Below are 7043 nucleotides of genomic sequence, written 5' to 3' on the forward strand. Positions count from 1 at the left end.
CGGCGCGGCGGCCACGCTCGGGCTGGCGTTGTCGGTTCTGCCGTGGGCCCGGTTCTCGGATCGGGTGGGGCGCCCCACCGCGATGCGGTACGCGGCGGCAACCGCGGGACTGCTCGCCGTGGCCGTCCCCTGGCTCCCGACGTTCGACGCGCTGGTGGCGGGACGATTCGTCCAAGGGGTGGCGCTCGGGGGACTGCCGGCGCTGGCGATGACACTGCTCCACGAGGTCGCCGCGCCGGCGCGGACCGCGGCATTGGCCGGTTCCTACGTGGCAGCAACATCATTGGGTGGTTTGAGCGGTCGACTTCTGGTCGTCCCGGTCGCCGATCACCTCGGGTGGCGTCCGGCCTTGGCGATCCTCGGCGTAGGTCTGGCGATCCTGATGGCCATCCTGATCGCGTTGCTTCCCGCCGGTCGGGGGCGGCGAGTGGCCGTCCCGTCCACCGGGATCCTTGCCATCCACCTGCGGGATACCCGCCTGCTGGCATTGTTCGGCATCGGTGCGCTACTCGTCGGCGGCATGGTGGCCGTCTTCAACTACCTCCCCTTCCGCCTCGAGGCCGCTCCGTACCACCTCGCGCCCACGGTGGTGTCGCTGATCTTTCTCGCCTATCTGGCGGGCACGGCGGGCTCTCGCGCCGCCGGCTGGGTGGTTGGCCGGTTCGGTCACCGAACCGTGCTCGTGTCGGCCTGTGCCTTCATGGCAGGTGGGACGATGCTCAGCGTCGCCGGATCGCTGGTCCTGATCCTCCTCGGCGTGGCCGCGATCACCGGCGGACTCTTCGTCGGCCATGCCGTCGCATCCGGCATGGTCGGCGCCCACGCGACAACGGGTCGCGCACAGGCGACGGCGCTGTACAACGTCTCCTACTACGCCGGCTCCAGCCTGTTCGGCTGGGTCGGAGGAATCGCCTGGGCGAACGGACAATGGTTTTACGTGGCCGTCCTGGTCCTCGTCCTGACGGTGCTGGCCCTCGTCCTCGCGCTCCTCCCATCGACAACCGCACGTCGCGTCGTCGCCGTCGAGTCCTGCTGAAGCGGGAGTTGGGATCTCTCCGGCAGGCCGGAGCCCCTGTCCGGGTGGGGGCCTGCTGTAATGGGGACAGGACAGAGGGGAGGGTCTGATGAGTGGAATGTTCCTACTCGGTGCGGTGTTGGCCGGCAGTGGAGGTGTTCTGGGGTTGGCAGTCGCACTGTTCGGAGGTGCGGAACCAAGCCGCCTTCGCCTATGTGCGTTGGACGGCCACACCGAAGCCTGTGATGCGCCCCGGGCTTGACCGGAGAGTCGGTCGGGTCGTTCGGCCGTCTGGCGCGAAATGCGTGAAGATCAGCTGCGACGGCGGGCAATGTGCAGGACCGCGCCGAAGTGCCGCCGGATGCGGTGTTCGGGCCGCTCGGCAACTCGACGACGAATCTCGCTGTGCAGCCGTTCCCGTTGCCATTTCGCCATGGCGATGTGTCCGGAGAAGGTGTCGAGAAGGTCGAGATAGCCGTCCACGTCGTAGCTGACTTCCCAGTCGAAGTGACGCACCACGACGCTGTCGAAGAACCCGCTCTCCTCGAATTCGGCCCGATGATCGGCCAGCTCACCCGGGCGCGCCCACGTCGCGGTATCCGGGAGACCTTCGCCGATCTCCTCGTAGACGGGCTGAATGTCACGAAAGATTGGGTCCCCACCTTCCGGGAACACGTGTTGTGCACCCCAAAAAGCCAGATGTCCTTCGGGGCGAATGAGGCTGGCCGCCTTGATGTATCGCGTCGAGGGATCGATCCAGTGCCAGGAGGTTGCCGCGAATACGAGGTCGTAGGTCACGCCTGGCGCAGGCCTCCATTGCTCGAAATCGGCGCAGACCACCTCGGCGTTGGGGAACGCCGCTACATTCTCACGTGCGATCGCTGCCAGGTCATGCCCGAGTTCGACCGACGTGATGGTGAAGCCCCTCCGCGCGAGCTCGACGGTGGCCTTGCCCGTACCTCCTCCGATCTCCAGTAGCGAGTCACCTGGGCGCAGTCCGGACGTGAGGACGAGTTCGTCGTAGAGCGCTGACGGATAGCTGGGCCGAGCGGCGTGGTACTTCTCGGCGGCCAACTCGAAGGTGTTCCGAAGCGTACGGCGATCCGTTGTCATGATTCGATCATCTCTGCTCCTCGGCGGATCGATCCAGCACCGGATTCGCCGGCGCTTCGCGGTCTTGTCGTGTCTACACCGCTACCAGCGCTTTGACGCGCTAACCATCAGTGATAGCGACCAGGTATAGCGGGAGGATCAAACAGACCGGTCTCCATCGTGGCCCGACCGAGCAAGGAGCGTGACGAGGCCAACTCGGGGTGGGCACCCGGTGGCGCGGGGTAACCCGCATTCTGGGTAGGCGGCTCGACCGGTGACCGAATTCGTCGAGTACGAGCCGTTGAAGGTGGCCACGTCCAAGTCGGTGGAGAGCAAGGTCGGCTTCACCGCGACGACGAGGCTCGAGGAAGTCGACGGCGGCACCCTGTTCACCTATCGGACCGACAGCGAAAGTGGCCTCGGAGGAATCTTCGGCAAGCTGGCCGACCCGATAGTCGCGAAGGCGTACTCACGCACGGTGCGGGCAGGTTTGGATAACCTCGCAGACGTGCTCACCATCGACAGCTGACCATGTGGGTCGGCTCTCATTCGGTCGTTCCCCGAGCTGCGATGAGATTCCGTGTCTCGACGAGTCTTACCGTGCATACGATGTGGCCGACCGAAGGAGCGAGCTGTGGAATATGTCTGGTCGATGGTGCACGCGGAGCGTGCGGCGCTGATCGACGACCTCGGGAGTCTCGACGCGGCACGGTGGGACGAGCCGTCACTCTGCGGCGACTGGACGGTGCACGACGTGGTCGCCCACCTGGTCGACACGGCTCGGACGACGCGCCTCGGTTTCATGGTCGGCCTCGCCCGGGCGCGATTCGACTTCGACCGCCAGAACGCACGCGGCGTGGAACGCGAGCGCGGTGCCTCACCGCAGGAGACATTGGAGCGGCTTCGTCGGGTGGCGTCGCGCACGTCGACGCCTCCGGCGCCCCTCGACAGCCGGCTCGTCGAGGAGATCGTCCACGGTGAGGACATCCGTCGGCCCTTGGGACTCACCCGCTCCTACCCGGCGGAGGCCGTCGACAGATCGCTCCGCCTGCAGACGCGCACCCCGGCGTCCTTCGGCGGCGCCAAAGAACTCGTGGCCCGCGTCCGGCTGACGGCAGCGGACGCCGACGTGTCGATCGGCGACGGCCCCGAGGTGAGCGGCACCGCCCTTTCGCTTCTCCTGGCCGTCTCCGGTCGGAGGGTGGCGCTGGACGACCTCGACGGACCGGGAGTCGAGGTCCTCGCGGCGGCGATCTGACGATCTACCGTCCGGAAACCGGGCGACGGTCCCAGGAGCGTCGTCACTCGCAGGCCACTTCGGTTCCCCTCATGGTCGGGGCGCCTGCATCTTCGATCCCGCGTAACTTGCGGGCGTGATCTGGGCTCCGTATCCCGGGACCTGATCGTGGACCCCGGTGACGTCGTAGCAGGCCGGTCCGCGATTGTCGAGCAGGCGCGGCTCGTCCTGGTTGGGCAGGTAGCGACCTTTCGGGTTGATGAACTGCACGCCGAGTGTGTTCGCCAGCGTGTCCCGCCGGCCTGGATCGGCGGAGCCGTGTCGCCCTCGGGAACGATCAGCGACACAGCGTTAAACCTGGATGCACCGATCTGGACGAGTCCGTGGGTGGGTCGTAACGGCGAAATGCCCTGTCGTAGTGGAAGAATTGAACTTCTCACAGAAACAATTCGGCCACGACGAAGGGCATCTCGTAGATGCAACTATCTCATACCCGGCCCGTCGCGGCGGCGAGGTTCGACGACCCTAATCTGATGTCGACCGCGGGACTGGTCCCGGTGATGGCATTGGCGCAGGCGAGCGGCCTGCTCACCCTCGCCGATCAGCAGCTGAGCGTGCCGACCGACAAGGGCGCCAACCCGGGCCGCAAGGTCGCCTCGCTGGTCGGTGGGATGGTCGCGGGCGCCGACAGCATCGCCGACCTGGCGATCCTGCGGCACGGGGCGATGGGAACGATATTCGATCGACCCTATGCACCGTCGACCCTGGGATCGTTCCTTCGTCAGTTCACCTTCGGGCACGTTCGGCAACTCGACGCCGTGGCCTCGCGGTTCCTGGGCAACCTCGCGGAGAAGACCGTGCTGGTGTCGGGGATCGACACCGGGCGGGTGCTGGTCGATATCGACGATACGATCATCGAGGTCCACGGCCACGGCAAACAAGGCTCCGGATACGGCTACTCCGGYGTGCGCGGGCTCAACGCCCTCATCGCCACCGTCACCACAGAGACCGCTGCGCCGGTGATCCTCACYCAACGCCTGCGCCGAGGAGCCTGCGGCTCCGCGCGCGGGGCCGCCCGCATGGTCGCCGACGCCCTGGCCACCGTCGGCCGGCTGCGTTCCCAGGCCCGCGGGGCGCACGTTGGCTGCTCGTGCGGTGACGGCGCGTCGAAACCCCTGATTCGGTGCGATTCGGCGTTCTACGGCCATCCCACCATTGGTGCCGCGCTCCGCGCCGGCGCCGATGTGTCGGTCACGGTGCGCCTGACCTCCACCGTCAAACGTGCGATCGCATCCATCGACGCCGACGAGTCCGCGTGGACGCCGATCGAGTACACCGACGCCGTCTACGACGAGGGCACCGACACCTGGATATCGCGGGCGGAGGTCGCGGAGATACCGTTCACCGCGTTCGCCTCGCAGAAGAAGGCCCACCAGATCCCCGGTCGGCTGGTGGTGCGCCGCATCCCCGACCTGCGACCGCCCAAGGACCAGGGCCAGGGCACGTTGTTCGACATCTGGCGGTTCCACGCGTTCTTCACCACCACCGACCCCGACGAGCTCGATACCGTCGCCGCCGACAAAACCCACCGTCAGCACGCCTTCATCGAGCAGGTGCACGCGGATCTGAAGAACTCCGCTCTCGCGCATCTGCCGTCGAACTCGTTTTCAGCGAACGCCGCCTGGCTCGTCGCCGCGGTGATGGCATTCAATCTGACCCGCGCCGCCGCCACCCTCACCGGCGATCCCAAACTGACGAAAGCTACCACCGGCACCCTCCGGCGCACCCTCGTCTCGGTTCCCGCACGCATCGCTTCCTCCGCCCGGAGGTTGACGCTGCACCTACCCACGCACTGGCCGTGGGAAACAGCGTGGCACAACTTGTTTGACAGCACCTTCGGTCGAAATCAGCCGATCATCACCTAACGCCGGTCACACATGCCCACCCTCGATGCGAAAGACTCAGTGGAACAACCCGACATACCAGGTCGGACGATCACCCACGCCCACACCCCACCCGCTGCCACACAACGGAATTCACAGCGACGACATCAACGAATCGGTGCATTCGGGTTAAATAGCGCTCGGGCAGCAACCGCGCCGTCGCGGTGGACGGAATCAGCTGCGCCTTGTCCGGCTGGATCGCGAGATGGCGATTTCATGCGTTCGTTGCACCATCGAGTAGTTCGTTTGACACGGGGAGGCGCCGCTAACTGACAGCGTCGACGAGGTAGGTGTTGAGAACTCGTGCAATGTCCGCCAACGCTCGCGGCGTGGTCATACGAATATGCGTGGCATCGATGGGATAGTAGTCGATTGAACCAGTTATGTATGGTTGCCAGCAACTTTCGGCAACCTCTCGGGTCATCTCGCCAGCTGCGGCGGCGAAGAAGACCATGTCTCCGTCGAACACGGCGGGGTGGTAGTCGGCGACCAACCGTGGCGCGTCATTGAAGGATTCGACGATCCGCTTCACGTGTGATGGCTGGAGAAACTCGAATGCTCCGGTTCGCAGATGAATCAGTTCGGTCGCTTGTTCAGCCGACATGGTTTTCCCCGCGGCATCGAAGTCTTCGGCACCGAATCCAAACAGATCGGCTAGCTCGACCAGGATGTCTTCAACAGTGAATTCCTGGTTTGCAGTCGATTCCGCTTCGCGGAACCGGCTGTCCAGCATCGCCAGCATCGAGACCTGCTTCCCGAGAAGGCGAAATCGTGTGGCTACGGCGTGGGCAATAACTCCGCCCAAGGACCAGCCGAGCAGGTGATACGGCCCGTCTGGTTGCACGGCCTGGATCTCCCGGACGTAGTGCTCCGCCAACTGTTCGATGGAACGGGGATGCGGGTCGTCTTCGACGAGTTCGGGGGATTGCAGCCCGTAGATTCGCTGTCTCGGTTCGGTGTATCGAGCCAAACCTGCGTAGCACCAGGCCAATCCGCTAGCCGGGTGTATGCAAAAGATCGGGTCGGAATCTCCAGCTGATGTGATCGGGAACAGGACGTCGAATGCCGAAGGTCCGGTCGGCGCAATAGGTGTCGACCCGTCGGAGACCGCCTCGACTCTACTGGCGATCGCTTCCACCGTGGCGCCAGTGAAGAGCCATGCCACTGGCATCTCGACGTCGAGAGCCTCTCGCAGCCGCGCACTGACCTGGATGGCGAGCARCGAGTTGCCGCCCAGGGYGAAGAAGTCGTCGTCGAGTCCGATTCGGTCGTGGCCGAGGACGTCGGTGAAGACGTCGGCGATGGTCTGTTCGGTGGGGGTGACCGGTGGTCGGAACTGTCGCTTCRRCGGTGTTGGTGCGGGGAGTGCTCGCCGGTCGATCTTGCCGTTGGTGGTCAGGGGTAGTGCGTCGAGGATGGTGATGGGGGTGGGCMCCATGTAGTCGGGGAGGTGGTCGGCGGCGAAGGTGTGGATCGTGGTGGGGTCGAGGGGGGTGTGGTTGCGGGGGACGACGTAGCCGACGAGTTGGTCGCCGGTGTGGTGGTCGTGGTGGACTGTCACTGYGGCGTGGGTGATGTCGGGGTGGGTGGTGAGGGTGGCTTCGATTTCGCCGAGTTCGATGCGGTGGCCGCGGATTTTGACTTGGAGGTCGCGGCGGCCGAGGTATTCGAGGTTGCCGTCGGGGTGCCAGCGGACGAGGTCGCCGGTGCGGTACATGCGTTGGCCGGGTGGGCCGTAGGGGTTGGCGACGAACCG

General features: G+C 65.5%; 5 protein-coding genes and 2 pseudogenes. 4 read left to right on the forward strand and 3 right to left on the reverse strand.

The features are described from left to right. Positions 1-1036 (forward strand): MFS transporter (locus AC1D1G_RS38995; protein WP_477956268.1); only part of this gene is annotated, 1036 nt, incomplete at its 5' end. A 291-nt stretch (positions 1037-1327) separates the two neighbouring features. Here AC1D1G_RS38995 and AC1D1G_RS39000 read toward each other — a convergent pair. After that, positions 1328-2128 carry a class I SAM-dependent methyltransferase gene (locus AC1D1G_RS39000; RefSeq protein WP_317571343.1) on the reverse strand — a complete coding sequence of 267 codons (801 nt, stop codon included), beginning with the start codon at positions 2126-2128 and terminating at the stop codon, positions 1328-1330. A 188-nt stretch (positions 2129-2316) separates the two neighbouring features. On the opposite strand from AC1D1G_RS39000, the pseudogene AC1D1G_RS39005 reads away from it, so the two are divergent. Both AC1D1G_RS39005 and AC1D1G_RS39010 read left to right on the forward strand, forming a co-directional pair. Next, positions 2317-2636, forward strand: a pseudogene (locus tag AC1D1G_RS39005) (SRPBCC family protein); the annotation flags it as partial. A 105-nt stretch (positions 2637-2741) separates the two neighbouring features. Beyond that, positions 2742-3365: a maleylpyruvate isomerase family mycothiol-dependent enzyme gene (locus tag AC1D1G_RS39010; RefSeq protein ID WP_477956269.1), complete on the forward strand. Its 624-nt coding sequence runs from the start codon at positions 2742-2744 to the stop codon at positions 3363-3365. Between the two features lie 84 nt (positions 3366-3449). Here the strand turns inward: AC1D1G_RS39010 and AC1D1G_RS39015 are convergent. Then, positions 3450-3614: pseudogene (locus AC1D1G_RS39015) on the reverse strand (MCE family protein); the annotation flags it as partial. A 206-nt stretch (positions 3615-3820) separates the two neighbouring features. Here AC1D1G_RS39015 and AC1D1G_RS39020 point away from each other — a divergent pair. Then, positions 3821-5269: an IS1380 family transposase gene (locus AC1D1G_RS39020; protein ID WP_477956270.1), complete on the forward strand. Its 1449-nt coding sequence runs from the start codon at positions 3821-3823 to the stop codon at positions 5267-5269. 283 nt (positions 5270-5552) lie between these two features. Here AC1D1G_RS39020 and AC1D1G_RS39025 read toward each other — a convergent pair. After that, on the reverse strand, positions 5553-7043 hold a 1491-nt coding region (locus AC1D1G_RS39025; protein ID WP_477956271.1), incomplete at its 5' end, for a thioesterase domain-containing protein.

The sequence above is a fragment of the Rhodococcus sp. P3_B8 genome (assembly GCF_056402775.1).